The sequence below is a fragment of the Ancylobacter koreensis genome (assembly GCF_023016525.1).
GTDB lineage: Bacteria > Pseudomonadota > Alphaproteobacteria > Rhizobiales > Xanthobacteraceae > Ancylobacter > Ancylobacter koreensis.
In genome coordinates this window covers 31,584-56,382 of sequence record NZ_JALKCG010000010.1, presented here as the reverse complement: position 1 = coordinate 56,382, position 24,799 = coordinate 31,584, and the positions used below count along the sequence as shown (strand labels likewise).

General features: G+C 68.7%; 22 protein-coding genes. 15 read left to right on the top strand and 7 right to left on the bottom strand.

Features of this window, described 5'->3' with window-relative positions; all coding sequences use genetic code 11:
- Positions 1-50 precede the first annotated feature (50 nt).
- Both MWN33_RS18040 and MWN33_RS18035 read left to right on the top strand, forming a co-directional pair.
- Positions 51-971, top strand: coding sequence for a hydroxymethylglutaryl-CoA lyase (locus MWN33_RS18040; RefSeq protein ID WP_247202443.1), 921 nt, complete (start codon positions 51-53; stop codon positions 969-971).
- 60 nt (positions 972-1,031) lie between these two features.
- Positions 1,032-2,186 carry an iron-containing alcohol dehydrogenase gene (locus MWN33_RS18035; protein WP_247202442.1) on the top strand — a complete coding sequence of 385 codons (1,155 nt, stop codon included), beginning with the start codon at positions 1,032-1,034 and terminating at the stop codon, positions 2,184-2,186.
- An 18-nt stretch (positions 2,187-2,204) separates the two neighbouring features.
- Here MWN33_RS18035 and MWN33_RS18030 read toward each other — a convergent pair whose 3' ends face one another.
- Positions 2,205-2,498, bottom strand: coding sequence for a YciI family protein (locus MWN33_RS18030; protein WP_247202441.1), 294 nt, complete (start codon positions 2,496-2,498; stop codon positions 2,205-2,207).
- Between the two features lie 164 nt (positions 2,499-2,662).
- Here MWN33_RS18030 and MWN33_RS18025 point away from each other — a divergent pair, with 164 nt between their 5' ends.
- The gene (locus tag MWN33_RS18025) at positions 2,663-3,769 is read left to right on the top strand and encodes a helix-turn-helix transcriptional regulator (protein ID WP_247202440.1); all 1,107 of its coding nucleotides are present in this window, start codon (positions 2,663-2,665) and stop codon (positions 3,767-3,769) included.
- On the opposite strand, the gene MWN33_RS18020 is transcribed toward MWN33_RS18025, so the two are convergent.
- From MWN33_RS18020 to MWN33_RS18005, 4 genes are all read right to left on the bottom strand, one after another.
- Positions 3,730-4,734, bottom strand: a complete 1,005-nt coding sequence (locus MWN33_RS18020) for an XdhC family protein (RefSeq protein ID WP_247202439.1) — start codon at positions 4,732-4,734, stop codon at positions 3,730-3,732. The two genes, MWN33_RS18025 and MWN33_RS18020, sit on opposite strands and share 40 nt — an antisense overlap.
- A gap of 77 nt (positions 4,735-4,811) precedes the next feature.
- Positions 4,812-6,992, bottom strand: coding sequence for a xanthine dehydrogenase family protein molybdopterin-binding subunit (locus MWN33_RS18015; RefSeq protein ID WP_247202437.1), 2,181 nt, complete (start codon positions 6,990-6,992; stop codon positions 4,812-4,814).
- 14 nt (positions 6,993-7,006) lie between these two features.
- Positions 7,007-7,465, bottom strand: a complete 459-nt coding sequence (locus MWN33_RS18010; protein ID WP_247202436.1) for a (2Fe-2S)-binding protein — start codon at positions 7,463-7,465, stop codon at positions 7,007-7,009.
- Positions 7,466-7,762: 297 nt separating this feature from the next.
- The gene (locus tag MWN33_RS18005; RefSeq protein ID WP_247202435.1) at positions 7,763-8,671 is read right to left on the bottom strand and encodes a LysR substrate-binding domain-containing protein; all 909 of its coding nucleotides are present in this window, start codon (positions 8,669-8,671) and stop codon (positions 7,763-7,765) included.
- Between the two features lie 118 nt (positions 8,672-8,789).
- Between MWN33_RS18005 and MWN33_RS18000 the strand changes: the two genes are divergently transcribed.
- The 11 genes from MWN33_RS18000 to MWN33_RS17955 all read left to right on the top strand — a co-directional run bounded on the left by MWN33_RS18000 (position 8,790) and on the right by MWN33_RS17955 (position 21,170).
- Entirely contained in the window at positions 8,790-9,992 is a 1,203-nt protein-coding gene (locus MWN33_RS18000) for a 2-aminoethylphosphonate--pyruvate transaminase (RefSeq protein ID WP_425532026.1), read from the top strand.
- An 89-nt stretch (positions 9,993-10,081) separates the two neighbouring features.
- The gene (gene pbfA / locus MWN33_RS17995; protein WP_247202433.1) at positions 10,082-11,443 is read left to right on the top strand and encodes a (R)-1-hydroxy-2-aminoethylphosphonate ammonia-lyase; all 1,362 of its coding nucleotides are present in this window, start codon (positions 10,082-10,084) and stop codon (positions 11,441-11,443) included.
- A 21-nt stretch (positions 11,444-11,464) separates the two neighbouring features.
- On the top strand, positions 11,465-12,283 hold the full coding sequence (gene phnX / locus MWN33_RS17990; protein WP_247202432.1) for a phosphonoacetaldehyde hydrolase: 819 nt from the start codon (positions 11,465-11,467) through the stop codon (positions 12,281-12,283).
- 282 nt (positions 12,284-12,565) lie between these two features.
- Positions 12,566-12,820 (top strand): con-10 family general stress protein, encoded by a 255-nt coding sequence (locus MWN33_RS17985; RefSeq protein ID WP_425532025.1) that lies wholly within the window; start codon positions 12,566-12,568, stop codon positions 12,818-12,820.
- Between the two features lie 148 nt (positions 12,821-12,968).
- Positions 12,969-13,133: a hypothetical protein gene (locus MWN33_RS17980; protein WP_247202431.1), complete on the top strand. Its 165-nt coding sequence runs from the start codon at positions 12,969-12,971 to the stop codon at positions 13,131-13,133.
- Positions 13,108-13,224: a K(+)-transporting ATPase subunit F gene (gene kdpF, locus MWN33_RS19225; protein ID WP_425532024.1), complete on the top strand. Its 117-nt coding sequence runs from the start codon at positions 13,108-13,110 to the stop codon at positions 13,222-13,224. Before MWN33_RS17980 ends, kdpF begins: the two co-directional genes overlap by 26 nt.
- A gap of 34 nt (positions 13,225-13,258) precedes the next feature.
- Positions 13,259-14,968 (top strand): potassium-transporting ATPase subunit KdpA, encoded by a 1,710-nt coding sequence (gene kdpA / locus MWN33_RS17975; protein WP_247202430.1) that lies wholly within the window; start codon positions 13,259-13,261, stop codon positions 14,966-14,968.
- Positions 14,969-14,989: 21 nt separating this feature from the next.
- Positions 14,990-17,056, top strand: coding sequence for a potassium-transporting ATPase subunit KdpB (gene kdpB, locus MWN33_RS17970; RefSeq protein ID WP_247202429.1), 2,067 nt, complete (start codon positions 14,990-14,992; stop codon positions 17,054-17,056).
- A 122-nt stretch (positions 17,057-17,178) separates the two neighbouring features.
- Positions 17,179-17,772, top strand: coding sequence for a potassium-transporting ATPase subunit KdpC (gene kdpC, locus MWN33_RS17965; RefSeq protein WP_247202428.1), 594 nt, complete (start codon positions 17,179-17,181; stop codon positions 17,770-17,772).
- Between the two features lie 12 nt (positions 17,773-17,784).
- Positions 17,785-20,490, top strand: coding sequence for a sensor histidine kinase (locus tag MWN33_RS17960; RefSeq protein ID WP_247202427.1), 2,706 nt, complete (start codon positions 17,785-17,787; stop codon positions 20,488-20,490).
- Entirely contained in the window at positions 20,487-21,170 is a 684-nt protein-coding gene (locus MWN33_RS17955) for a response regulator (protein ID WP_247202426.1), read from the top strand. Before MWN33_RS17960 ends, MWN33_RS17955 begins: the two co-directional genes overlap by 4 nt.
- Before the next feature lie 6 nt (positions 21,171-21,176).
- On the opposite strand, the gene MWN33_RS17950 is transcribed toward MWN33_RS17955, so the two are convergent.
- Both MWN33_RS17950 and MWN33_RS17945 read right to left on the bottom strand, forming a co-directional pair.
- Positions 21,177-22,526: an MFS transporter gene (locus tag MWN33_RS17950; protein WP_247202425.1), complete on the bottom strand. Its 1,350-nt coding sequence runs from the start codon at positions 22,524-22,526 to the stop codon at positions 21,177-21,179.
- A gap of 151 nt (positions 22,527-22,677) precedes the next feature.
- On the bottom strand, positions 22,678-22,821 hold the full coding sequence (locus MWN33_RS17945; RefSeq protein WP_247202424.1) for a hypothetical protein: 144 nt from the start codon (positions 22,819-22,821) through the stop codon (positions 22,678-22,680).
- Positions 22,822-23,461: 640 nt separating this feature from the next.
- Here MWN33_RS17945 and oxlT point away from each other — a divergent pair.
- Positions 23,462-24,772, top strand: a complete 1,311-nt coding sequence (gene oxlT / locus MWN33_RS17940; RefSeq protein ID WP_247202423.1) for an oxalate/formate MFS antiporter — start codon at positions 23,462-23,464, stop codon at positions 24,770-24,772.
- Positions 24,773-24,799 lie beyond the last annotated feature (27 nt).

Below are 24,799 nucleotides of genomic sequence, written 5' to 3'. Positions count from 1 at the left end.
TTCGCATGGGAAAACGTTTCAAATATAGATCGGCACGGGAGGATGCGATCATGGGCGAGAAGGTCAGGGTGTGCGAGGTCGGCCCGCGCGACGGGCTGCAGATGGCCGAGGCGATCATGCCGACCGAGGTCAAGATCGAGTGGATCCGCTCCCTCGTCGCCGCCGGGCTGCACGAGATCGAGGTCGGCAGCTTCGTGCCGCCCAAGCTCATTCCGCAGATGGCCGACACCGGCGAGGTGGTGCGCGCCAGCCGCGACATTGCCGGGCTGACCATCGTCACGCTGGCGCCGAACCTGAAGGGCGCGCAGCGCGCCCATGAGAGCGGCGCCGACGTCGTCATCATCCCGGTTTCGGTCAGCGAGGGGCACAGCCGCGCCAACACCAACAAGGGCAGCCTGCAGCAGGTCGAAGAGGTCCGCGCCATCGTCGAGTGGGTGAAGGCGCAGGAGCGGCCGATGAAGGTCGATGCCGGCTGCGCCACCGCCTTCGGCTGCTCCATCGAGGGCGCCGTGCCGCAGGAGCGCGTGGTGATGGTTGCCGCCGCGCTCGCGCAGGCGGGGGTGGACGGCGTGGTGCTGGCCGACACCGTGGGTTACGGCAATCCCGCACAGGTGCGCGCCGTCATCCGCGCCGTGCATCAGGAGATCGGCCCGGTGCTGAACCGGTTGCACCTGCACGACACGATGGGCCTCGGCCTTGCCAATGCGCTGGCGGGATTGGAGGAAGGCATACGCTGCTTCGATTCGGCGCTCGCCGGTCTCGGCGGCTGCCCCTTCGCGCCCGGCGCCTCCGGCAACATCGTGACCGAGGATCTCGTCTTCATGCTGGAGAGCATGGGCTTCGAGACCGGTATCGACCTCGACGGGCTTTTCCGCGCGCGGGAGGTGCTCAAGCGCGGCTTGCCGGGGGCGGCGCTGCTCGGCAATGTGAACAAGGCCGGCATTCCGCGCACCTACCGGCAGGCGGCGTGAGGCGTCCGCCCGGGCCGGCGACGCCTTTCGCGTCCGGGCGCATTCTCAGGAGGAATGCCCGTGCAGGCCACCATCGCTTATCTCACGACCATCGAGTTCGGGGAGGGCGCCAGCGCTCGCCTGGGCGAGCACCTCGCGGCGGCCGGCATCCGCCGCCCGCTCATCGTCTCCGACCGCGGGCTTGCCGCGACGGGGCTGGTGGAGCGCATCGCCGCGCTCTGCCCGCCGGGGACGTCGGTCGTCCTCGATGTTCCGTCGAATCCGACCGAGGCGGCCGTTCTAGCTGCCCTCGCCGCCTATCGCGACAGCGGCGCCGACGGCATCGTGGCGCTGGGCGGGGGATCGCCGATTGATCTCGCCAAGGGCGTCGCCCTGCTCGCCACCCATGAGGGCCCGCTGGAGCGCTACGCCGTCATCTATGGCGGGCTGGCGCGCATCACGCCGGCCGTGGCTCCTGTCATCGCTGTGCCGACGACGGCGGGAACCGGCGCCGAGGTCGGGCGCGCGGCGCTGCTGACGCTGGCCGATGGACGCAAGCTCGGCTTCATCAGCCCGCATCTCATTCCGCGCAAGGCGGTGTGCGATCCCGAACTGACCTATGGGCTGCCGCCCTTCCTCACCGCCGCGACCGCTCTCGACGCGCTGTCGCATTGCGTCGAAACCTTCCTGTCACCGCGCTACAACCCGCCCGCCGAGGCCATCGCCCTCGACGGTGCCGGGCGTATCTGGCGCCATATCGAGCGCGCCTTCCAGGACGGAGGCGACGCACAGGCGCGGCGCGAGCTAATGATGGGTTCGTTGCAGGGCGGGCTCAGCTTCCAGAAGGGGCTTGGCGCCGTGCATTCGCTGTCCCATGCGCTGGGCGGGCTCGGCGAGCCGAACCTGCATCATGGCACGCTCAACGCGCTGCTGATGCCCGAGGTGCTGCGCTTCAACCTGCCCCATGTCGGCGACAAGGCGGAGAGGCTGAACCGCGCGCTGGGGCTCGACCCGGCGGCCGATCTTGCCGGCGAACTGGACGCGCTGAACCGCCGGCTCGGCATCCCGGCCGACCTGACCTCGCTCGGCGTGAGGCGCGACAGCCATGACTGGATTGTCGAGCGCGCGCTCGCCGACCACAGCAGCGCGACCAACCCGCGCGCCCTGACGGCCGACGATCTCCATTCACTGCTTGAGCGCGTCTCGCGCGTGGAACAGCCCGCCGGAGCGCCGTAGCGCCCCGGCGGTAGGACCTCAGGCTCCGACGACGCCATCCTTCACGACGACGCGGTAGCCCTTCAGCTCGGTCTGCGCGAACAGGCCGGCCTTGCTGTAGGGGTCCTGCGCGACGAGCGCTTCCGCCGCCGCGCGGTCTTCCGCTTCATAGACCATCACCGAGCCGCAGGGCTTGCCGTCCTCGTCCAGCATCGGGCCGGCGAAGACGAGGCTGCCGGCGATGGCGCGCAGATAGTCGAGATGTGCCGGGCGGGTCTCCAGTCGCAGGGCAAGCGCGCCGGGGCGGTCATGGGCGGTGAGAACGAACTGCATCGGGAGGCGTCCTGAACGGGAAAGGGAGGGAACCGATAAGCCATCGTCCCGGCGAAGCCAACCGGCGCGCGGATCGCTTCGGCCGGCTCGCGTCCATCCCGGCGTTTTCGCTTGAGCGCGCGAAGTTCGTCTGCAACTCTTCCGTTGGTTGAGGAGGCGTTGGCATGGCTCGGCAGCTCAACTCCGAAGCATTGGCGAAGTCGATCGACGCGATCTACGAGGCCGTCCTGCTGCCGGATCGCTGGCGCTCCGCGCTGAAGGCGATGGCGGAGGCGACCGGCAGCGAGGGTGTCGGCCTGCTGCGCTTCGGCAACAACGGAAACGCCAGCCTGATCTCGGAGGGGTTGGACGTACATATCGAACCTTTCGCCCGCGACAGGTGGTTCGAGCGCAACGACCGGGCGAACCGCATCCTGCCTCTGAAACCCAAGGGTTTCATCACCGAGGCCGACGTGTTCACGCGGGAGGAACTGGACCGCCTGCCGATGTATCAGGAACTGCTGATACCGACGCGGTTCATGTGGTTCGCCGGAGCGGTCGCGGCCGGCCCCAATGGCAGCACCATCGCCATCACCTGCGAACGGCGGCTCGTCGACGAGCCCTTCACGCGCGCCGAGGTCACGGTGCTCGACGGCGTGCTGGCGCATCTGCGGCGCGCCATCGAGATTTCCGTGGCGCTGGAAGGCGAGCGCGACCTCGGCGGCCTTGACATGCTGGAGGCCATGGGCCGGGCGGCGGCGCTGGTCAGCCCGAAGGGACGGCTCGTCCGCTTCAATGCGCGCTTCGAGGCGCTCGTCGGAGCGGGTGTCCAGATTCGCGAAGGCCGGCTGGCGGCGACCGACAGGGCGAGCGACGACCGATTCCAGGCGCTCGTCCGGGCCGTAGCCGGCGGCACCTTGCCGCTGATGCGCGACGAGCCAGCGCGCATCGCGCTGAGCCGGGGCACCGGACGCCTGCCGCTGTTCGCCTCTGCCATACCGCTGCGGGGCGGCGGCGAGGAAATCTTCAGCGCCAGCGGCGCGCTCATCCTGTTCGAGGACCCGCAGGCCATCCGCCTGCCGGCCGAGGCGCTGCTGCAGGCCAGCTTTGCGCTGACCCTCGCGGAGGCGCGACTGGTGCTGGCCATCGTCGGCGGCGAAACCCCCGCCGAGGCGGCGCGAAGGCTCGGCTACCGCGCGGACACCGCCCGCAAATACCTGCAATCGGCCTTCGCCAAGACCGGCACGCGCCGTCAGGCGGAGCTGGCGGCGCTGGTGATGCGGCTCGCCTGAACGCAGGCGGGTTCGAACGCGATGTCCGGTGCCGTCTCCTGGTCCTCCGGCATGGCCCGGCGGATATCGGCCTCCATGATCTCGGCGAGGATGGAAACGGCGATGGCCTGCGCGCTGCGGGCGCCGTGGAACAGGCCGGCGGGACCGCGCAGGCGGGCGATCTGCGCCTCGTTCGTGCCGGCCTCGCGCAGCAGGCGCAGCCGGTTCGCCTGCGTGCGGCGGCTACCCAGCGCGCCGATATAGAAGGCGGGCGTTTCCAGCGCGGCGGGCAGCAGAAGGCGCTCCCATTCATGGTCATGGAACATGAAGGCGATGGCGGTGCGCGCATCCGCCGGAATGCCGTTTGCCGGTGCCGACATGCCGAGTGGGAGAAGGGCGACGCCTTCCGCCGCAGCGCGGGTGGCGGCATCGGGCGAGCCGAGCAGCGTGTCGAGCCCGGCGGCGCGGGCGAGCCGGGCGAGGCAGACCGCCGCCGGGCCGACACCGAGAACGACGAGACGCAGGCGTGGCGGATAGGCGCGCGGCTCGCCGGTCTCACAGGCGAGCGACGGCGCGCCGTCGGTTTCGAGGAAGGCCGTGTGCCGGTTACGCACGCGATGGTCGATGGCCTCCAGCGCGCGCTCGCCCAGCGTCACGTCGAAATCGAGCTCGATGGCGCTGCCGCAGGGCAGGCGGATGTCCATGTATTTCGAGCCGCGCCCGTAGCGCACGCGCCGGTTCTCGCCGGCGCGGATCGCTGCGATGGCCTCCTCCACCACCGCGCGCTCGACACAGCCGCCCGAGAGATAGCCCACCCATTCTCCGGCCTCGGTCACGGCCATCTGCGCGCCGAGCGGGCGCGGCGAGGAGCCCTCAATGGCGGCCAGCGTGACGAGGGCGACGCGCTGGCCGGCGCGCATGCGCTCCAGCGCGAAGTCGATGACATAGTCGTCGAAGGGATCCCAGCGTCCATCCGGCATCCGCATGCGTTCATCCTCGGCAAGTATGGAATGGAAGGAGAGCGCCGCCGCCTCGCGGCGGCGGCGCGGCTGGCGGCGAGCCGTCAGCTCATGTTGAGGTCGGCGTTCTTCAGCGGCAGGTTGCGCACCCGCTTGCCGGTGGCGGCAAACACCGCGTTGAGCACGGCGGGCGCCGCGACCGCGATGGTCGGCTCGCCGACGCCGCCCCAGAAGCCGCCGGACGGCATGGAGATGACCTCGACGTCAGGCATCTCGTCGAGCCGCATCACGGTGTAGCTGTCGAAGTTCTCCTGCTCGATGCGCCCGTCCTTCACCGTGCATTCTCCATGCAGCATCGCCGAGAGGCCGTAGACGAACGAGCCGGAAATCTGCGCGTCGACCTGCTGCGGGTTCACCACATAGCCGGGATTGGTCGCCGCCACGATGCGGTGGATGCGCAGCTCGCCGTTGGTGACGGACACCTCGGCGGCGGCAGCGACATAGCTGCCGAAGCCCATGATCTGGGCGAGGCCGCGCGCACGTCCCTTTTCGGGCGGCGTGTCCCAGCCGATGCCCTTGGCCGCCGCCTCCAGCACCGCGAGGTGCTTGGGGTGGTTCTTCATTAGCTTGCGCCGCAGGGCGAGCGGGTCCTGTCCCGTGGCGGCGGCGATCTCGTCGATGAAGCATTCGAGATAGACGGCGTTCTGGTTGAGGTTCACCCCGCGCCAGGGGCCGGGCCGCACATGCGGGTTGCGCATGGCGTGGTCGATCAGCAGGTTCGGGAAGCTGTAGCCGATCGCCATCTCGGCGCCGCCGGGCATCAGGCCCTGGAACATGATCGGATCGCCGTTCTCCGTCATGATGTTGGGGCGCATATAGGCCATGATCGACTGGCCGGAGATGCGCATGTGCAGTGCCTCCACCTCGCCGTCGGCGTCGAGCGCGGCGCGCAGGCGGCACTGCGTGACCGGGTGGAACCGGCCCTGCACCATGTCCTCCTCGCGGGTCCACATCATCTTCACGGGAGCGCCGGGCACCTGCTTGGCGATCAGCGTCGCCATGCGCACGTAGTCGGTGAAGAGGCGGCGGCCGAAGCTGCCGCCGATACGCATGACATGGACCTCGCACTTTTCAGGCGGCAGCCCGGCCGCGCTTGCCAGGGTGTCGAGCGCGGCGTCGGGCACCTGAGTCGGTCCCCACATCTCGCAGCGCTCGGGCGTCCAGCGGACGGTGGCCGAGAGCACCTCCATCGGTGCATGATTCTGATAGGGGAAGCTGTAATCCGCCTCGATCACCCGCGCCGCGCCGCCGAGGGTGGCCTTCGCGTCGCCGACGCGGTTGCCGACATAGGGCGTGTCGGCGGTCAGCCCCTCGCGCAGCATCTTTGCGATGTCCGCGCTGGAGACCCTGGCGTTCTCGCCCTCATCCCACTCGATGGGCAGCGCGTCGAGCGCGGTCTTCGCGCGCCAGAAGGTGTCGGCGACCACGGCGACGGTCTCGTCATCGACCTTGATGACGTGCTTCACCCCGCGCATGCCGGAGACGGCGGCGGCGTCGAAGCTCTTCAGCTTGCCGCCATGAACCGGGCAGGCCTTGGGTATGGCCACCAGCATGTCGGGCATGCTTATGTCCATGCCGTAGACGAGAGAGCCGTTCAGCTTGTCCATCGTGTCGATGCGCTTGAGCGGCTGGCCGGCGATGGTCCAGTCCTCCGGGTCCTTCAACGTGATGTCGGTGGGCGGGATGATGGCATTGGCCGCGCCGGCGACCGCGCCGTAGGTCGTGGAACGGCTGCTGGCGGGATGGCTGATCACGCCCTTCGAGACCCGGCACTCCGAGGCCGGCACGCCCCAGCCCTGCGCTGCCGCCTCCACGAGCATGGCGCGCGCGGTGGCGCCGCCCATGCGCACATAGTCCTGCGAGCCGCGAATGGCGCGCGAGCCGCCGGTCGACAGGTCCTTCCAGACCTTGTCGCGGCTGCGGTTGGCCATCGGCTTGACGAGCTCGAAGCGCACCTTGTCCCAGTCGCAGTCGAGTTCCTCGGCTGCGAGCTGGGCAAGGCCGGTGAGCGAGCCCTGACCCATCTCGACACGGGCAATGCGGATGATCACCGTCTCGTCGGGCTGGATCACCACCCAGGCATTGACCTCGCGGGCGGCTTGCTGCGCCACGGCGCGGCCGGGCAACGGAAAGGAAAAGCCGAAGGCGAAGGCGCCGGCCATGGCCGCGCCGCCGCCGAGAAAGCCGCGACGCGAAACGGCGGGGAGGGAAGAGATCGTGCTCATAGATGGGTCCCCCCTCAACCGCGCATGCGCTCGGCGGCGAGCTTCACGCCGGCCAGAACGCGCCCATAGGTGCCGCAGCGGCAGATGTTGGTCATCTCGGCGCGGATGTCCGCGTCGCTCGGATTCGGGTTCTGCGCGAGCAGGGAAGAGGCGGCCATGATCATGCCGACCTGGCAGTAGCCGCACTGCGCAACGTCGAGTTCAGCCCAGGCCTGCTGCACCGGATGCGGCTTCTCCGCCCCCAGCCCCTCGATGGTGACGATCTTCTCGCTTTCCTCGACCGCGCTGATCGGCAACACGCAGGAGCGGGTCGCCACGCCGTCGACATGCACGGTGCAGGCGCCGCACTGGGCGACACCGCAGCCATATTTGGTGCCGGTCAGGCCGACATGCTCCCTTATGACCCACAGAAGAGGCGTGTCGTCCTCGACATCCACCTCGACGATCCTGCCATTGATGTTCAGCTTGGCCATCTCGCGCTCCCGGCTTGAGGTTTCGGCTCGCGCGGGCGGCTCGGCACGGATGATCGCCGCCGTTCTTCGCCCGTCGCTCTTGGTGGTGGGACGCTAACGGTGGGTAAGAGCCGTGTTTACCGGCTCCCGGCCGCATGGGCTTATGTCGGTCATTCATGAATCGCGCGCCAGGGCGGGCGGCGGGCGCGGAAGGCCGGGAAAGGTTGGGTTTGTGCTATATTTCATGAGATATAGAACAAATGACGGGCGTCGTGCGCCGGTGTTTTCACACGCAGTCGTGATTCCGGCGCCGGCTATTCATGAATGTCGGGCATGAGGTTTCGGCGTCTGCACTCGCCCGTCCCCGCTCATCGCGCGGGCAAGGTCGAGGAAGGCGCGGATTGTCTTGGCCTCGCGGCGCTCGCTGAGGCAGATCAGCGTTTCCTCCATCAGCACCGGCTCGCCCCGGATCGGGATCGTGACCAGCCGGGGATCGAGCCCGAACTCGGCCTCGGAGACGAAGCCGACGCCGAGGCCGGAGGCGACGATCTCGCGCACCGCCTCGCGGCCCTCCGCCTCGATGACATAGGTCAGTTCCACGCCGACCTGCGCCGCGCTCTCTTCCAGCCGCCGCCGCGTCTTGGAGCCACCCTCCCGGCCGACCAGCGGGAGCCGCGCCAGCTCGGCCAGCGACAGCGGCGGCGACGCGGCGAGCGGGCTGTCGCGCCCGACAAAGGCGGTGATCGGCGTCGCGTTGAGCCGCATCACCTCGAACTCCCGACTCGGATTGGGATCGCCCAGCACGCCGATATCGGCGTCATAGCTCATGAGGTTCGCGACCACGCTCTCGGTGTTGCCGGCGCGGATCGAGATCGTGACTCCGGGATAGCGCTCGCGAAAGGCGTGCAGGATGTCGACGATGTGGTGGGCGGCGTCGGCGACGATGCGCAGCGTGCCGGAGCGCAGGGCGCGCGATTCCGCAAGGAACTCCAGCGCCTGACTCTCGGCGTCGAACAACCGCCGGGTGATCGCCAATAGCTTCTCGCCGTCGGGCGTCAGCGTCACCTGTCGGCGCTCGCGGCTGAACAGCAGGACGTCGTATTCGGCCTCCAACTTACGGACCTGATCGGAGATCGCCGGCTGGGTGAGGAAGAGCTCCGCCGCCGCGCGCGAGAAGCCGCCGGAGATTGCGACATGGTGGAAGGCGCGGAGCTGGACGTAGCGCATCCGTGGAGGCCTCTCTCGCCAAGCTATAAGTAGGAGCTATAGATAAATACGAAATAGCGATTTCTCAAATGGTTTGAACGGGCGTCTTATGCGGTGCGATCATCCCGTGAGGAACCCCATGCCAGCGCGAGAGAACGAGGCCTCCCCCTTGGGCTTCGAACGGCCCCTGCTCGGCGAGCCCTATCTGCTGACGCCGGGGCCGCTCACCACCTCGCTGGCGACCAAGCAGGCGATGCTGCGTGACTGGGGATCGTGGGACGCCGATTTCCGCGCCCTTACCGCCGAACTGCGCCGCCGGCTGCTGGCGATGATCGGCGATGTCGACGGCGCGTTCGAATGCGTACCCATGCAGGGCAGCGGCACCTTCTGCGTCGAGGCGATGCTGGGCACGCTGGTGCCGCGCCAGGGCAAGGTGCTGGTGCTCGCCAATGGCGCCTATGGCCTGCGGGCGGCGCAGACGCTGCGCGCGCTCGGCCGGGCTCATACGGTGATCGACAAGGGCGACTACCTGCCCCCGCGCGGCGAGGAAGTCGGCGCCGCCCTCGATGCCGACCCGGCGATCACCCATGTGTTGGCGATCCATTGCGAGACCAGCTCGGGTATTCTCAATCCGGTCGAGGAAATCGCGCAGGCGACGTACGCGCGCGGCCGCAAGCTGCTGATCGATTCGATGAGCGCGTTCGGCGCCGTGCCGACCGACCTGCGCACGCTGCGCTACGAGGCCATCGTTTCCTCGGCCAACAAGTGCATCGAAGGCGTGCCCGGCTTCGGCTTCGTGCTGGTCCGCCGCAGCGAGCTGGAGGCCGCGAAGGGCAACAGCCATTCGCTGAGCCTCGACCTGCACGACCAATGGACGGTGATGGAGAAGACCGGCCAGTGGCGCTTCACCCCGCCCACCCACGTGGTCGCCGCCTTCATCGAGGCCCTGCACCAGCACGCGGCCGAGGGCGGTGTCGCCGGGCGCGGCGCGCGCTACGCCAATAATCGCGACGTGCTGGTGGCCGGCATGCGCGCAGCGGGATTCGAGACGCTGCTGGACGAGCGCTGGCTGTCGCCGATCATCGTCACCTTCTTCTGCCCGGCCGATCCGAACTTCTCCTTCCCCGCCTTCTACGAGCTGATGAAGGAGAAGGGCTTCCTGATCTATCCCGGCAAGCTGACGGCGGTGGAGAGCTTCCGGGTCGGCTGCATCGGCCATCTCGACGCCGATGTGATGCGCGCCGTCGTCGCGGCGGCCACGCGTTCGCTTGCCGAGATGAAGGTCGCCTCGGCGGCGCCGGCGCCGCACGTTCTGGGCGAGCGGGCGAAGCTCGTCGCCTGAGGCGGGTTTTCCTCCGGTGGTGGCGCGGGTGTCATCCGCGCGTTGGATCACACGTTCATTGCCGGGCGATGCCTCGCCGGGAGACAGCCATGCCCGCCACATCGTCCATGCCGGTCCATACGGAAGGCGAATCCAACACCTCCGCCGCGCGTGCCGCCTGGGCGGCACGCCAGCCGGACGGTTTCACGCGCGAACTCCTTAAGCGCGACGCCGACGCCTTCCTGCACCAGAGCCTGTCCAGCCCCTGCCTCAGCGCCATCGCCAAGGCCGAGGGCATCTGGATCGAGGACACCACCGGCCGGCGCTGCATGGATTTCCATGGCAACAGCGTCCACCACATCGGCTACGGCCATCCCCGGCTGAAGGAGGCGATCAAGGCGCAGCTCGACGAACTCTGCTTCGCCCCGCGCCGCTTCACCTGCGAGCCGGCGGTGGAACTGGCCGAGACGCTCGGCCGTCTTGCGCCCGGGGCGCTCGACAAGGTGCTGTTCACCACCGGCGGCTCGGACGCGGTGGAGGTGGCGCTGAAGATCGCCCGTGCCGCCACCGGCCGCTTCAAGACGCTCTCCTTCTGGGACGCCTTCCACGGTGCCGGCTTCGGCGCGGCGAGCGTGGGCGGGGAGGCGACGTTCCGTTCCGGCATTGCCGGGCCGCTGCTTCCCGGCGCCGAGCATGTCGCGCCCTGGGCGCCGCATGGCTGCGCCTATGGGCAGGACAATCTGGAAGATTCCGCCCGCGCCTGCGCTGCCATGATCGCCTATGTGCTGGAGCGGGAAGGCGACTTCGCCGCCTTCATCGCCGAGCCGATGCGGGCGACGCCGCTGGTGCCGGCGCCGGGCTTCTGGCAATCCGTGCGCGCGGCCTGCGACCGTCACGGCACGCTGCTGATCTTCGACGAGATTCCGACCGGCCTCGGCAAGACCGGCCGTTTCTTCGCCAGCGAGCATGACGGGGTGACGCCGGACATCATCGTGCTCGGCAAGGCACTGGGCGGGGGCATACTTCCCATCGCCTCGGTCATCGCCCGGCACGACCTCGACGTCGCCGGCGACTACGCCATCGGCCATTACACGCATGAGAAGAACCCCGTCACCGCGCGCGCCGCGCTGACCACCATCGCCATCATCCGCGAGGAGGGACTTGCCGAGCGCGCCGCCGAGCTGGGCGCCCACGCCATGGGGCGTATGCGCGATCTGATGGCGCGCTCGCCCCATGTCGGCGACGTGCGCGGGCGCGGGCTGCTGTTCGGCGTCGAGATCGTCGCCGGCAGGGACGACCGCTCGCCGGACCGTGCGCGTGCCGAGACGGTATATTATCGCTGCCTCGAAGCCGGGCTGAGCTTCAAGATCAGCCAGGGCAACGTGCTCACCCTCTCGCCGCCGCTGGTCATCTCTCGCGAGGAGCTCGACCGGGCGCTCGATATCGTCGAAGCCGCGATCCTCGCCGGCTGAACCTCCGCCCCCCGAAACCGGATGAACGCCATGTCACTGTCTCACCTCAAGGCCGTCGTCTTCGACTGGGCCGGCACCGTGGTCGATTTCGGCTCGCTGGCGCCGATGGGCGCCTTCGTCGAGGCCTTCGCCGAATTCGATGTCGCCGTGACCATCGACGAGGCACGCGTGCCGATGGGCATGGCCAAGCGCCCGCATGTCGCCGCGCTCATGGCGATGCCGCGCATCGCCGCCGAATGGCAGCGCGTGCACGGCCACGCGCCGGACGAGGCGGATATCGACGCGGTGTATGACGTGTTCGTGCCGAAGAACATCGCGGTGGCCGAGAGCTTCGCCGACCTCATCCCCGGTGCCGCAGAAACCGCCGCCGCCCTGCGCGAGCGCGGGCTGAAGATCGGCAGCACCACCGGCTACACACGCGAGATCATGGCGAAGATCACCCCCCGCGCCGCCGAGCAGGGCTTCGTCGCCGACGCGATGGCCTGCACCGGCGACGTGCCGGACGGGCGCCCGACGCCCTTCCTGATGTGGAAGGTGCTGACCGAGCTGCAGATCCATCCCGCCTGGTCGGTGGTGAAGGTCGACGACACCGAGGTGGGCATCGGCGAAGGGCTGAACGGCGGCGCCTGGACCGTCGGCGTCGCCGTCACCGGCAATGTGTTCGGCCTGTCGCGCGCCGACACGGCGGCGCTGCCGGTGGACGCCTTCGCCGAGCGGCGCCGGCGCGCCGCCGAGAAGCTGGCGGCGGCGGGCGCGCATTATGTGATCGACGGCGTCGGGGACCTGCTTCCGGTGCTCGCCGCCATCAATGGCCGCCTCGCACGCGGCGAGCGTCCCTAGGGTGCACGAGCGGCGTGAGTCGTCGATAATAAAGGCATAGTTATGACTTCTGACCATGCTGACGTTGCGGCAGTCGGTGTCAAGTGTTCGTGCCGGCCGAGAAGTGGAATATCGTACCTCAGGCATGAAGTATTTATCAGGCGTGTCTTCCGATAAGGTATCATCGCGCTGAATGCATCTTCATATGTGGATTTGGCGCAATGAGATCCCGATGGTAGAGAATTTTACCATGGAACCACCATTGCGCGTTCCTTGTTGTCGGGGTGTCTGAGGGGCAAACCAATGGAGATGATGATGGCTAACGAGCAGCATCGTGGTGGTTCCGGCAACTTCGCCGATGATCGCCAGCGCGCCAGCGAAGCCGGCCGAAAGGGTGGTGAAAATTCCCGCGGCGAGCATTCTCACGGCGGTCAGCAGAACCAGTCCGGCGGCGAGAATCGCCAGCAGGCCGGCCAGCCCGGCCAGAACAACCCGGGCAATTTCGCCAACGACCCGGAGCGCGCTAGCGAAGCGGGCCGCAAGGGCGGCCAGCGATAGTCGGAATTCAGGCCCGCCTCGGATCATCCGGGGCGGGCCGGCCTTTCGACCGGCGGAAAAGCAGGGCGCGGCCCTGCTTTTTTGTCAGTTATTGGAGGTAATATGAAACCCCAGTCGGCCCGGGCCCGCGCGTCTTTACGGCTCCCTTATGCCCGGCGCCCGCATTCCGGATCGAACCCTTATCGGCACCGGCTTACATCCCGGCCAGCTCAACAAAAAGGAGCTGGTTATGCTCGATCTTCTCTATCTCGCCATCGCCCTCGGCTTCTTCCTGCTGATGGCGGTCTATGCGCGCGCCGTGTCGAAGGGGTGAGCCGATGTTCGACCTTCTTCTCGGCAGCACCGTAGCCCTCGCGCTCGCCGTCTATCTCGTCGCCGCGCTGCTGCGGCCCGAGCGGTTCTGACGCGCCCCGTCCCCTTCCTGAAAGCGATTTTGCCATGACCGTTCTCGGCTGGCTTCAGATAGCCATCATCCTCGCGCTCGTCCTCGCCGCGGCCGTGCCGCTCGGCGGCTACATGGCGCGCGTCTATGCCGGCGAGCGCACCGTGCTCTCGGCCGTTCTCGCTCCGGTGGAGCGGGGCCTCTATCGTCTGGCCGGCGTCGATCCGGCGCGCGAGCAGGGCGCGCTGGCCTATACGCTCGGCATGCTTGCCTTCAACCTTGCCGGCGTCGTGCTGCTCTACGCGCTGCTCCGGCTGCAGGGCCTGCTGCCGTTCAATCCGCTGGGCTTCGGCGCGCTCTCGCCCGATCTCGCCTTCAACACGGCGGTGAGCTTCGTCTCCAATACCAACTGGCAGTCCTATGGCGGCGAGACCACCATGAGCCTGTTCAGCCAGATGGCCGGGCTCACGGTGCAGAACTTCCTCTCCGCCGCCACCGGCCTTGCTTTGGCGGTGGCGCTGACGCGGGCCTTCGCCCGCTCGAACGCCTCGACCGTCGGCAATTTCTTCGTCGATATGACGCGCTCGGTGCTCTACGTGCTGTTGCCGCTCGCCATCCTCACCGCGCTGGTGCAGGTGGCGATGGGCGTGCCGCAAACGCTGGACGCCGCCGTCGCCGCCACCACTCTGGAAGGCGCCTCGCAGACCATCGCGGTCGGCCCGGTGGCGACGCAAATGGCGATCAAGCAGCTCGGCACCAATGGCGGCGGCTTCTTCAACGTGAACGCCGCGCACCCTTTCGAGAACCCCAGCCCGTTCGCCAATGCGCTGGAGATCTGGCAGATGCTGGTGATCTCCACCGCACTGGTGTTCGCCTTCGGCCGGATGATCGGCGACCGCCGGCAGGCCCGCGCGCTGCTCGCGGCCATCGCCGTCATCCTCGTTGCCGGCATCGCCGTCACCTACTGGGCGGAGGCGGCCGGTACGCCCTCGCTGCTGGCTGCCGGCATCGATCCGGCCGGCGGCAACATGGAAGGCAAGGAGGTCCGCTTCGGCCTCGCCGCCTCCTCGATGTTCGCGGCGGTGACGACGGGTCTGTCGGACGGCGCAGTGAACGCCATGCACGGTTCCTTCACGCCGCTGGGCGGCCTCGCGCCGATGTTCCTCATCCAGCTCGGCGAGATTCTTCCCGGCGGAAATGGCTCGGGCCTCTACGGCCTGCTGGTGATGGCCATCATCGCGGTCTTCGTCGCCGGGCTGATGGTCGGGCGCACGCCGGAATATCTCGGCAAGAAGATCGAGGTGGCCGAGGTGAAGATGGCGATCCTCGCCGTGCTGATCCTGCCCTGCGCGATCCTCGGTTTCTCGGCGGTGGCGGCCGTGCTGCCCGATGCGCTGGCCGGGCTCGGCAATGCCGGTCCGCACGGGCTGTCGGAGATCATCTACGCCTATTCCTCGGCCGCGGGTAACAACGGCTCGGCTTTCGGCGGCCTGTCCGCCAACTCGCCCTGGTGGAACACCACGCTGGGCCTCGCCATGCTGCTCGGCCGCTTCGCCTACATCGTTCCGATGATGGCGATTGCCGGCTCGCTCGCGGGCAAGACGCGGCTCACCGCCTCGTCCGGCACCTTCCCGACCCATGGCCTGCTCTTCGTCGGCCTGCTGGTCGGCGTCATCCTCATCCTCGGCGGTCTGCAGTTCTTCCCCGCTCTCGCCCTCGGCCCCATCGCCGAGCAGGTGCAGATGCTGGCGGGCAAGACCTTCTGAGCGCGCACGGGAGACACCTCCATGACCACCCATACCCCCGCCAGGAGCGGTTCCGCCTTCGCCTCGCCCGAGTTGATCGGCCGGGCGATCCGCGATGCCTTCCTCAAGCTCAACCCGGTGGCGCTGATGCGCAACCCGGTCATCTTCGTCACCGAGGTGGTGGCGGCGCTCGTCACCGTGCTGTTCGTGCGCGATTTCCTCGTCGGCAATCCGCTCGCCTTCACCGGCCAGATCATGGCCTGGCTGTGGTTCACTGTGCTGTTCGCCAATTTCGCCGAGGCGGTCGCGGAGGGCAGGGGGCGCGCGCAGGCGGATTCCCTGCGCAAGGCGCGCACCGACACGGTGGCCAAGCGCCTGAAGGACCCGGCGGCCCGCACCCGCTTCGAGCGCGTCTCGGCGCTCGACCTCAGGCTCGGCGATCATGTGCTCGTCGAGGCCGGCGACCTCATCCCCGGCGATGGTGAGATCGTCGAGGGCATCGCTTCGGTCAACGAGGCGGCGATCACCGGAGAGAGCGCGCCCGTCATCCGCGAATCCGGCGGCGACCGTTCCGCCGTGACGGGCGGCACCACGGTCATCTCCGACTGGCTCGTCGTGCGCATCACCGCGGCGCCCGGCTCCTCCTTTCTCGACCGCATGATCGCGTTGGTGGAAGGCGCCGAGCGGCAGAAGACGCCGAATGAGCTGGCGCTCTCCGTGCTGCTGGTCGGCATGACGCTGATCTTCCTGATCGCCGTCGTCTCGCTGGCCGGGCTGGGCCGCTATTCGGCCGCCGACGTGCCGGTGCCGATCCTCGTCGCGCTGCTGGTCACGCTGATCCCGACCACCATCGGCGGCCTGCTCTCGGCCATCGGCATCGCCGGCATGGACCGCCTCATCCGCCACAACGTGCTCGCCATGTCGGGCCGCGCGGTGGAGGCGGCGGGCGACGTTGACACGCTGCTGCTCGACAAGACCGGCACCATTACCTTCGGCAACCGCATGGCGAGCGAGATCATCCCCGTGCCGGGCATCACCGAGCACGAGGCGGCGCTGATCGCCGTGCAGGCGAGCCTTGCCGACGAGACTGCCGAGGGCCGCTCCATCCTGGCGCTGGCTCGCGACAAATACGGCATCGCCTCCGAGCGGGTCGGGCTGGAGGGGGCGAGCTTCGTGCCGTTCTCGGCCGCCACGCGCCTTTCCGGTGTCGATGTCGCCGGCCGGCGCATCCGCAAGGGTGCGGTGGACGCGGTGAAGCGCTTCGTCCATTCGGTCGATCCGCAGGCCAGCACCGGCATCGCCGCCTTCGACGCGGCGGTGGAGAAGATCGCCCGTTCCGGCGGCACGCCGCTCGGCCTTGCCGAGAACGGCCGCCTGCTCGGCGTCATCCAACTGAAGGATGTGGTGAAGCCGGACATCAAGGAGCGCTTCGCGGAGCTGCGCCGCATGGGCATCCGCACGGTCATGGTGACCGGCGACAACCCGGTGACCGCCGCCGCCATCGCCTCGGAGGCCGGCGTCGACGACTTCATCGCCGAGGCCACCCCGCAGGACAAGCTCGCCTATATCCGCACCGAGCAGCGCCAGGGCCGGCTGGTCGCCATGTGCGGCGACGGTACCAACGACGCGCCCGCTCTGGCGCAGGCCGATGTCGGCGTCGCCATGCAGTCCGGCACGCAGGCGGCGCGCGAGGCCGGCAACATGGTCGACCTCGACAGCGACCCGACCAAGCTCATCGAGATCGTCGGCATCGGCAAGCAGTTGCTGATGACCCGCGGCGCGCTGACGACCTTCTCCATCGCCAACGACGTCGCGAAGTATTTCGCCATCATCCCGGCGCTGTTCATCGCCGCCATCCCCGAGCTCGGCCTGCTCAACGTGATGGGGCTGTCGACGCCGCAGAGCGCCATCCTGTCGGCGGTGATCTTCAACGCGCTGATCATCATCGCGCTGATCCCGCTGGCGCTGCGCGGCGTGACGTACCGCGCGCAGGAGGCGGGGGCGGTGCTCGCCCGCAACCTGCTGATCTACGGCCTCGGCGGCATCGTGCTGCCCTTCGCCGGCATAAAGCTGATCGACCTCGCCATCACGGCGATGGGGCTCGCCTAGGACCCTCCGGCGTCATCCCGGCCAAGCGAAGCGCGAGCCGGGATCGTATGCCGAATTGGAAAGCGATCCCGGATCGGCCTCCGGCCGTCCGGGATGACGACGAACACACAGGGAATTCACCCATGCTCACTTTCCTCCGCCCGGCGGCGACCCTGCTCGTCGCCTTCACCCTGATCACCGGCATCGCCTATCCGCTGGCGATGACCGAACTGGCGCAGGCCCTCTTTCCCACGCAGGCGCGCGGCTCGCTCGTCGAGCGGGACGGGCAGGTGATAGGCTCGTCGCTGATCGGCCAGAACTTCGCCGCCGAGCGCTATTTCCATCCGCGCCCCTCGGCGGCCGGCAACGGTTACGACGCGGCCGCCTCGTCCGGCACCAACCTTGGTCCTACCAGCGCCAAGCTGGCCGACCGGCTGAAGGCCGACGCGGCGGCGCTGCGGGCGGCGGGCGTCACCGGGCCGATTCCCGCCGACGCGATCACCACCTCGGGCAGCGGGCTCGATCCCGACATCTCGCCGGCCAACGCGCTTGCCCAGGCGGCCCGCGTGGCCGGTGCGCGCGGGGTGGACGAGGCCCTTGTGCGCGATCTGATCGCGGCTCACATAAGCGGACCGCAGCTTCGCGTGTTCGGCGATGCGCGTGTCAACGTGCTTGCCCTGAACCTCGCGCTCGACGCGGCGGCGCCGGCCGCCACCGCGCCCGCGCCGGGTTCGTGACGGAAAGGCTCCATGAGCATAGACGACCCATCGCGGGCCGATCCGGAAGCCCTGCTGGCGGCGGCGGAACGCGAGACGCGCGGCCGGCTGCGCATCTATCTCGGCGCCGCTCCCGGCGTCGGCAAGACCTATGCGATGCTCTCCGCCGCCCGCGCCGTGAAGGCGTCGGGCGGCGACGTCGTGGCCGGCATCGTCGAGACGCACGGGCGCGCCGAAACCGAGGCGCTGGTCGCGGATCTGGAGATGCTGCCGCGCAAGGGCGTGCCGTATCGCGGCCGGCTGGTGCCCGAATTCGACCTGGAGGCGGCGCTTGTCCGCCGTCCGGGCCTCTTGCTGGTCGACGAATACGCCCATTCCAACGTCGACGGCAGCCGCCACCCAAAGCGGTGGCAGGACGTGCAGGAACTGCTCGCCGCCGGCATCGACGTGTGGACCACGCTCAACATTCAGCATGTCGAGAGCCTCAACGACGTCGTGCAGCGCATCACCGGCGTCAGGGTTCGCGAGACCGTGCCCGACACGGCGTTGCAGAAGGCCGACGAGATGATCCTCGTCGATCTGCCTTCGGACGAACTGATCAAGCGGTTGGCGGACGGCAAGGTCTATATCGAGGACACCGCGACGCGGGCGGTGCAGAGCTTCTTCAAGCCCTCCAACCTCACCGCGCTGCGCGAGCTGGCGCTGCGGCGGGTCGCGGCCCGGGTGGACAGCGACCTCGTCGAGCGCATGCAGGGGTCCGCCATCAAGGGGCCGTGGGCGGCCGGCGAGCGGCTGCTGGTCTGCGTCGGTCCCGACATCGCCGCCGAACGCGTCGTACGGGAAGCCAAGCGCCTCGCCGACCTGATGGGCGCCACCTGGTTTGCGGTGACGGTCGAGCGGCCCGGACACGTCATGTCGGGGCCAGACCGCAAGCGGCTGGAGGCCGGCATGAGGCTCGCACAGACGCTGGGTGCCGAGACGCGCTCGCTGGTCGCGCCCGACGTCGCCGCCGAGCTGCTGCGCTTCGCGCGCTTCGAGAACATCACCCAGATCATCATCGGCAAGGCCCGGCGGCGCCGTCCCGTGGCGTGGCTGCGCGGTTCGCTGGCCGATGCTCTGGTGACGGCGGCGGATGGCGTCGCCGTGCATGTGGTGACGGCGGAGGCGGACGAGGCCGGCGGCCGGCGGTTCGACCTGCCGCCGCTGGGCACGCTGCCCGGCTATGCGGCGGCGACGCTTGGCGTGGCGATCGCCACCGGCGTCGGCCTGTTCCTGTCGCGCTTCGTGGCGCTGCCCAACGTCTCGATGCTCTATCTGCTCGCCGTGCTGCTGCCGGCGCTGCTCTACGGCGTGTGGCCGGCCATCGCGGCCTCGGCCCTGTCCTTCCTGGCCTACAACTTCTTCTTCATCGATCCGGTGGACACCTTCACCGTGGCGCGCCCGCACGAATTGCTGGCGCTGCTGGTGTTCCTGATCGTCGCGGTGCTCATCTCGGCGCTGGCGGGGCGGGCGCGCGAGCAGACCCGCATCGCCGCCCAGCGCATGCGGGCGACGCGGCGGCTCTACGAATTCTCCCGCAAGCTCTCCGCGCTCGCCGACCGGGGCGCGGTGGCGGAAGCCGCCGCCGTCGAGTTGCACGCCACGCTGGGACGCCCGAGCGTGATCTTGCTCTCCGACCAGGGCGCGCTCTCCATCGGCGCCGCCTGGCCGCCGGAGGACCGGCTCGACACCGCCTCGATGACCGCCGCCGCCTGGGCCTTCGACCATGGCGAGCCGGCGGGCGCTGGCACCGGCACGCTGCCGAGCGTCGCCTGGCTGTTCCGCCCACTCGGAGGCAGCGAAGGCGGCGCGCGCATCGGCGTGGTCGGCGTCGAGCGCAGCCTCGATAGCCCGCTGCTGGACACCGAAAGCGAGCGTATCGTCGGCTCGCTCTGCGACCAGACCGCCGCCGCACTGGTGCGCACCATGCTTTCCGCCGAGGTGACGCGGGCGCGCACCGCCGCCGAGACCGAGCGCGTGCGCAACATATTGCTGGCCTCGATCAGCCATGACTTCCGCACCCCGCTCGCCTCCATCCTCGGCGCCGCCACCAGCCTGATCGACTACGGCCCGGAGATTCCCGCCGCGACGCGCCGCGACCTGCTGCTGCAGATGCGCGAGGAGGCGGAGAACCTCGACCAGATGGTGCGCAACCTGCTGTCCATGACGCGGCTGGAGTCCGGCGCGCTGGAGCTGCATCAGGACTGGGTGGACGTGGTCGAACTGATGAACCGCGCGGTCTCGGCGGTGCGCCGGCGCGGCGCCACGCAGCGCTTCGTCGTGACCTCGGCGCCGAGCCTGCCGCTGGTGAAGGCCGACCAGAGCCTTATGGACCAGGCGCTCGGCAACGTTGTGGCCAATGCCGTGCGCTATGCCGGGCGTGAGGCCCGCATCGGACTGTCCGCCACCGTCATCGACGGGCAACTGGTGATCGCCGTGACCGATGACGGGCCCGGCATTCCCGCCGAGGCGCTGCCTCATGTATTCGAGAAGTTCGTGCGCGCCTCGCGCGGCACGGGCGACGGCGGCGACGGCTCCGGGCTCGGCCTTGCCATCACGCGCGGTATCGTCGAGGCCCATGGCGGTAGCGTCTCGGCCCGCAGTCCGGCGCCGGGCCAGCGCAACGGCACGCGCGTCGCCCTGCGGCTCCCGCTGGCGCCCCAGCCTGAGACGGAACCGGCGGCGGAGGAGGGGGCATGACCGGAGTCAGCGTTCTGGTGGTCGACGACGAACCGGCGATCCACCGCTTCATGGCGCCGGCGCTCGCCGCCAACGGTTACACGGCGCTGAGGGCCGACACGGGCGCGCAGGCGCTGGCGCTGGCGGTGAACCGGCGGCCGGACATCGTCGTGCTCGACCTCGGCCTGCCCGACATGGACGGCAAGGAGGTCATCCGGCGACTGCGCGAATGGTCGGATATCCCGGTCGTGGTGCTGTCCGCGCGCGACCGCGAGATCGAGAAGATCGAGGCGCTGGACCTCGGCGCCGACGATTTCGTCAACAAGCCTTTCGGCATCGGCGAATTGATGGCGCGGCTGCGCGCGGCGCTGCGCCACCGCATGCAGGAAAAGGGCGAGACGCCGGTGCTGCGGCTTGGCCCCATCGAGATCGACATTCCCCGCCATCGCGTGCTGCGCGAGGGCGTGGAGATAAAGCTGACGCCGAAGGAGTTCGACCTCGTTGCCTTCCTCGTCCGCCATGCCGGGCGGGTGCTGACGCATCGCCAGATCCTGCGCGAGGTGTGGGGTCCCGCCCACGAACACGACACGCAGTATCTCAGGGTCTATGTCGGCCAGCTCCGCACCAAGCTGGAGGCCGATCCCGCCAATCCCGCGCTGATCCTCACCGAGCCCGGCATCGGCTACCGGGCCGGCGAGTAGGCGCGCTCACGCGTCGATGTCGACGTCGCGCGTCTCGTGGCCGAGCAGCAGCGCGATGAGCGTGAGCACGGCCATGGAGGAGAGATAGACGCCGACCCAGAACGGGCTTCCGGCACCGTAGCTCCACAAAGCCACGGCGATGAAGGGCGCGACGGCGGCGCCGAGGATCGAGGAGACGTTGTAGGCGATCCCCGAGCCGGTGTAGCGCACATTGGCCGGGAACAGCTCCGGCAGCAGCGCGCCCATCGGACCGAAGGTCATGCCCATCAGGCTGAATCCGAGGATCAGCCACGCCATGACGCCGACCGGCCCGGCGGCCAGCATCGGCACCCAGACGAGGCCGAAGGCGATGATGCCGAGCGTTACCGCGATCAGCGTGCGGCGGCGGCCCCACCGGTCCGCCCAGGGACCGGACAGCATGGTGAAGATGCCGAAGAACACCACGCCGATGATCATCATCAGCACGAAGGTCGTGTAGTCGTAGCCGAGCCCGGGCAGCTTCGCGGCGACGGCGGCGCGGCCATAGCTGAGCGAGAAGGTCGTCATCAGGTAGAACAGCACATAGGTCGCGAGCATGTAGAAGGTGCCGAGCACCAGCTCGCGGCCATGGGTGCGGAACACCGAGGCGAGCGGCAGCTTGCGCACCTTGCCGGACTTCACCGTCTTCTCGAAGGCGGCGCTTTCCACGAGGTTGAGCCGCACCCACAGGCCGATCGCCACCATCACGATGGAGAACAGGAAGGGGATGCGCCATCCCCAGTTCAGGAAGGCGTCGGAGGGCCGGCTCGGGTCCTCGGAGGGCATCAGCGCGGCGATGATGAGGAACAGGCCGTTGGCGAGAATGAAGCCGAGGGGCGCGCCGAGCTGCGGGAAGGTGCCGAACACGGCGCGCTTGCCGGGCGGGGCGTTCTCGGTCGCCACCAGCGCGGCGCCGCTCCATTCGCCGCCGAGCGCGAAGCCCTGCGCGAGCCGCATCACCACCAGCAGCGCCGGCGCCAGCCATCCCGCCTGATGGAAGGTCGGCAACACACCGATCAGGAAGGTCGCGATGCCCATGGTCAGCAGCGCGCCGACCAGCGTCACCTTGCGCCCGCTGCGGTCGCCGAGATGCCCGAAGAAGATCGCCCCGAGCGGACGGGCCACCATGGCGGCGCCGAAGATGGCAAAGGAGGCGAGCAGCGCCGCCGTGTCGTTGCCGGCCGGAAAGAACAGGTGCGGGAACACCAGCACGGCGGCGGTGGCGTAGACGTAGAAATCGTAGAACTCGATGGTCGTGCCGATCAGGCTGGCGAGGATGACGCGCGAGCGCGGATTGGCAACAGCGCCGGCGGGCGCGGCGGCGAGGGTGGAGGACATTGCGGGCTCCGAAACGGTCGGCCGGCCGGGCGCAGCGGGCGCGGGGCGGCGGATGTGGAGGCCCTTTTAGACCACGAGGCCGGCAAATGCAGCGTGCCGGCCTCATACTTTCGAAAGGACGTGCGTTTTCGCAACGGATCGGTGCCCCGGCTCAGCCCGGCGGATCGACCTTCACGCCCTGCGGACCCACCTCGATCTGCAGCGAGTTCCGGTCGCGCTCATAGGCCTGATAGGCGAAGAAGGCCGCGACGCCGGCGAGGACCAGCACGACGACGGTGAGCAAGGTGCGACTCATGGGTGTTCTCCTGCGTTCGATGTGCGCCGCTCCGGCCCGGGAAGCCGGGGGCGATGCTCTGTCGAGCGGTAACAGAACGCCGGGCGCGCCCGGCGGTTCCCTTGCACCGGAACGGCGGGGCGCCGCCTTACTCTGGGGATGACGCAGGATACCGCGTGGCCGGTCGACAGGCGCGAGCGCAGGACGTGGCTGAAGAGCGGCGGTAGAGCGGAAAAGCGCGGGACGGAACCGCTGCGTCAGATGTCGCGCTCCGCTGCGTCCCGCGCCACCGGTCGAACACGAAAGAAAGGCGCGCCGAGCAGACTTATTGTCGAAGTTGTCGCGACATCTTGATGGTTTGCCTGGTGGAAAATGTGTCGCGATAAGGTGTCGTTGCGTAAACATACCTTGGTATATTTCATATTGAACGGCAGAAAAGACATGTTATTTCTAATGTCCAAGTCGATAACGATGTATTCGCAGCATTGCACGAATGACGGAACGGCAAGTATTGACGTTCGGTAAGTAGGAATGAGGCGGAATTATCCGCTCTTCTTCCCGGCGCTGACGATGCACGGACTGCCGCGCCACGGCGCGGAACGCGACACCCGAAGCGGCCGGCAAGAGCTGCGCGGAATTCCAACAGGTCAAGGAAACGTCAATGGAAGCGAGCACCACGAGCACGCGCGCCTGGGAACCCTGGTTCCAGCTCGCCTGCGGCATCCTCTGCATGGCGATGATCGCCAATCTTCAATATGGCTGGACGCTGTTCGTCGATCCGATCGACCACGCCCATGGCTGGGGCCGGGCGGCGATCCAGACCGCCTTCACCCTCTTCGTGCTGACCGAGACCTGGCTGGTGCCGGTCGAGGCGTGGTTCGTGGATCGCTACGGCCCGCGCATCGTCCTGTCCTTCGGCGCGGTGATGATCGCGCTGGCGTGGATCATCAATTCCTACGCCGCCTCGCTCACCATGCTCTATGTCGGCGCGGTGTTCGGCGGCATCGGCGCCGGCTCGGTGTACGGCACCTGCGTCGGCAACGCGCTGAAGTGGTTCCCCTACCGCCGCGGCCTCGCCGCCGGCGCCACCGCCGCCGGATTCGGTGCCGGCGCGGCCCTGACCGTGGTGCCGATCGCCAACACCATCGCGGCGCACGGCTACCAGACGGCGTTCTTCTGGTTCGGCATCGGGCAGGGCATCGTCGTCCTGATCGCCGCGCAGTTCCTCTATCCCCCGAAGTTCAAGATCGCGGCGCCGAAGAAGGCGCTGGGCCTGCCGCAGAGCAAGGTCGACTACCAGCCCAACCAGACGCTGACCAAGCCGGTGTTCTGGCTGCTCTACCTCATGTTCGTCATGGTCGCCTCGGGTGGCCTGATGGCGGCGGCGCAGATCGGCCCCATCGCCCACGATCTCGGCGTCGCCGACACGCCGGTGAGCATCCTCGGCATCTCGGCGGCGGCGCTGACGTTCGCCATCTCGCTCGACCGCATCTTCGACGGCTTCGGCCGCCCGGTCTTCGGCTATGTCTCGGACCGTATCGGCCGCGAGAACACTATGTTCATCGCCTTCGGCACGGCAGCCGTCATGCTTCTGCTGCTCGTCTATCACGGCTCGAACCCGGTCGTGTTCGTGCTGGCGACGGCCTGCTTCTTCGGCGTGTTCGGCGAGATCTATTCGCTGTTCCCGGCGACCTGCGGCGACACCTTCGGCTCGAAGTTCGCCGCGACCAATGCGGGCATGCTCTACACCGCCAAGGGCACGGCGGCGCTGCTGGTGCCGCTCGCCAGCGTCGTCGCCGCCATCTACGGCTGGTACGCGGTGTTCGCCATCGCCGTCGGGCTCAATGCCACGGCGGCCTTCCTTGCCCTGTTCGTGCTGAAGCCGCTACGCGCGCGCTTCATCGCCCGCAGCGCGGTGGAAGCCGAGGCGCCGGTTGCGCTGGCCGGCGGGCGCCAGTCGCCTGCGCATTGAGGCTGACAGGACGGACGTCATCCCGGA

Coding starts and splice junctions, on each gene's coding strand:
- MWN33_RS18040 (WP_247202443.1), top strand. CDS start 51: ATGGGCGAGAAGGTCAGGGTGTGCGAGGTCGGCCCGCGCGACGGGCTG.
- MWN33_RS18030 (WP_247202441.1), bottom strand. CDS start 2,498: ATGCAGTTCGTTCTCACCGCCCATGACCGCCCCGGCGCGCTTGCCCTG.
- MWN33_RS18025 (WP_247202440.1), top strand. CDS start 2,663: ATGGCTCGGCAGCTCAACTCCGAAGCATTGGCGAAGTCGATCGACGCG.
- MWN33_RS18020 (WP_247202439.1), bottom strand. CDS start 4,734: ATGCGGATGCCGGATGGACGCTGGGATCCCTTCGACGACTATGTCATC.
- MWN33_RS18015 (WP_247202437.1), bottom strand. CDS start 6,992: ATGAGCACGATCTCTTCCCTCCCCGCCGTTTCGCGTCGCGGCTTTCTC.
- MWN33_RS18010 (WP_247202436.1), bottom strand. CDS start 7,465: ATGGCCAAGCTGAACATCAATGGCAGGATCGTCGAGGTGGATGTCGAG.
- MWN33_RS18005 (WP_247202435.1), bottom strand. CDS start 8,671: ATGCGCTACGTCCAGCTCCGCGCCTTCCACCATGTCGCAATCTCCGGC.
- MWN33_RS18000 (WP_425532026.1), top strand. CDS start 8,790: ATGCCAGCGCGAGAGAACGAGGCCTCCCCCTTGGGCTTCGAACGGCCC.
- pbfA (WP_247202433.1), top strand. CDS start 10,082: ATGCCCGCCACATCGTCCATGCCGGTCCATACGGAAGGCGAATCCAAC.
- phnX (WP_247202432.1), top strand. CDS start 11,465: ATGAACGCCATGTCACTGTCTCACCTCAAGGCCGTCGTCTTCGACTGG.
- MWN33_RS17985 (WP_425532025.1), top strand. CDS start 12,566: ATGGAGATGATGATGGCTAACGAGCAGCATCGTGGTGGTTCCGGCAAC.
- MWN33_RS17980 (WP_247202431.1), top strand. CDS start 12,969: ATGCCCGGCGCCCGCATTCCGGATCGAACCCTTATCGGCACCGGCTTA.
- kdpF (WP_425532024.1), top strand. CDS start 13,108: ATGCGCGCGCCGTGTCGAAGGGGTGAGCCGATGTTCGACCTTCTTCTC.
- kdpA (WP_247202430.1), top strand. CDS start 13,259: ATGACCGTTCTCGGCTGGCTTCAGATAGCCATCATCCTCGCGCTCGTC.
- kdpB (WP_247202429.1), top strand. CDS start 14,990: ATGACCACCCATACCCCCGCCAGGAGCGGTTCCGCCTTCGCCTCGCCC.
- kdpC (WP_247202428.1), top strand. CDS start 17,179: ATGCTCACTTTCCTCCGCCCGGCGGCGACCCTGCTCGTCGCCTTCACC.
- MWN33_RS17960 (WP_247202427.1), top strand. CDS start 17,785: ATGAGCATAGACGACCCATCGCGGGCCGATCCGGAAGCCCTGCTGGCG.
- MWN33_RS17955 (WP_247202426.1), top strand. CDS start 20,487: ATGACCGGAGTCAGCGTTCTGGTGGTCGACGACGAACCGGCGATCCAC.
- MWN33_RS17950 (WP_247202425.1), bottom strand. CDS start 22,526: ATGTCCTCCACCCTCGCCGCCGCGCCCGCCGGCGCTGTTGCCAATCCG.
- MWN33_RS17945 (WP_247202424.1), bottom strand. CDS start 22,821: ATGAGTCGCACCTTGCTCACCGTCGTCGTGCTGGTCCTCGCCGGCGTC.
- oxlT (WP_247202423.1), top strand. CDS start 23,462: ATGGAAGCGAGCACCACGAGCACGCGCGCCTGGGAACCCTGGTTCCAG.